This window comes from Mesorhizobium sp. M4A.F.Ca.ET.022.05.2.1 (assembly GCF_003998845.1).
Classification (GTDB): domain Bacteria; phylum Pseudomonadota; class Alphaproteobacteria; order Rhizobiales; family Rhizobiaceae; genus Mesorhizobium.
The window spans coordinates 1-1,333 of record NZ_RZOJ01000716.1 but is presented as its reverse complement, the minus strand read 5'-3'; the positions used below and the strand labels follow the sequence as shown (position 1 = coordinate 1,333).

Genomic DNA, 1,333 nt, shown 5'->3' with positions numbered 1-1,333 from the left:
TATGACAAGACCAAGCTCAAGGAAGACCAGTTGCCCAAGTCACTGATCGACCTCGCCGATCCGAGCTGGAAGGGCCGCTGGGCCGCCTCACCATCGGGCGCCGATTTCCAGGCCATCGTCAGCGCGCTGCTACAGCTGAAGGGCGAGCCCGCCACGACCGACTGGCTGAAGGCGATGAAGGAGAACTTCACCGCCTACAAGGGCAACAACACCGTGATGAAGGCGGTCAATGCTGGCGAGATCGAAGGCGGCGTGATCTACCACTATTACTATTTCGGCGATCAGGCCAAGACCGGCGAGAACAGCAAGAACGTCGCGCTCCACTATTTCAAGAACCAGGATCCGGGCGCCTTCGTTTCGATCTCCGGCGGCGGCGTGCTGGCTTCGAGCAAGTACCCGAAGGAAGCCCAGGCGTTCCTGAAATGGGTGACCGGCAAAGGTGGCCAGGACGTGCTGAAGAACGGCACCTCCTTCGAATACGCGGTCGGCAAGGGCGCTGACTCCAACCCAAAGCTGGTGCCGCTGGCCGACCTACAGGCGCCGAAAGTCGATCCGACGACGCTGAACTCCAAGAAGGTGACCGATCTGATGACGGCAGCCGGCTTGCTTTAGTTCGCGTTCGTCCTAAAAGGGCAACCGACTGCGCTCCTGCGGGACTTCGCTTTCCGCGGGAGCGCTCTGTTTTAGAGATGGCATCGTCGATGACGACAAGCTGCGTTCCTGGCTGCGATCAGCGCGCCTTCGGCCACCTTAGTCCGCGGGCCGATGCGGCGCGGCGTCCGGTCTGATGCAAGCGGCGGTCGACCTCATCCATTCGGGCCTGCCGGCGGCGGGGCACCCGCGACGCCGGCGATCGACGTCCTGGATCCTGCTTGCCGCCGCTTTGGTCTCGCTGCTTGCGCTGCTGCCGCTGGCCTTCATCATCTGGATCGCAGTCCAGACCGGCTGGGAGACGGTCTCGGCGCTGATCTTCCGTCCGCGCGTCGGCGACCTCCTGATCAACACGATCCTGCTGGTGGCGCTGGCGGTTCCGATCTCCATCGTCCTTTCGGTGGCGCTGGCCTGGCTGACCGAGCGCAGCGACCTGCCCGGCGCCCGCCTGTGGGCCTGGCTGTCGGTGGCGCCGCTCGCCATTCCGGCCTTCGTCCATTCCTATGCCTGGATCAGCCTGGTGCCGGGACTGCACGGCCTGTGGGCCGGCGTTCTCGTCTCCGTCATCGCCTATTTTCCATTCCTCTATCTGCCCATCTCCGCGGCGCTGCGCCGGCTCGACCCCGCACTGGAGGACGCGGCCGCCGCCCTTGGGCTCGGTCCGTGGCGGGTCTTCGCGCGC

The 1,333-nt window shown here is 64.9% G+C and carries 2 protein-coding genes; both read left to right on the top strand.

Features of this window, described 5'->3' with window-relative positions; all coding sequences use genetic code 11:
- Positions 1-612: extracellular solute-binding protein (locus EN745_RS34840; protein WP_127423317.1), on the top strand; the 612-nt coding region annotated here is incomplete at its 5' end.
- Positions 613-787: 175 nt separating this feature from the next.
- Positions 788-1,333: ABC transporter permease subunit (locus tag EN745_RS34835; RefSeq protein WP_127423316.1), on the top strand; the 546-nt coding region annotated here is incomplete at its 3' end.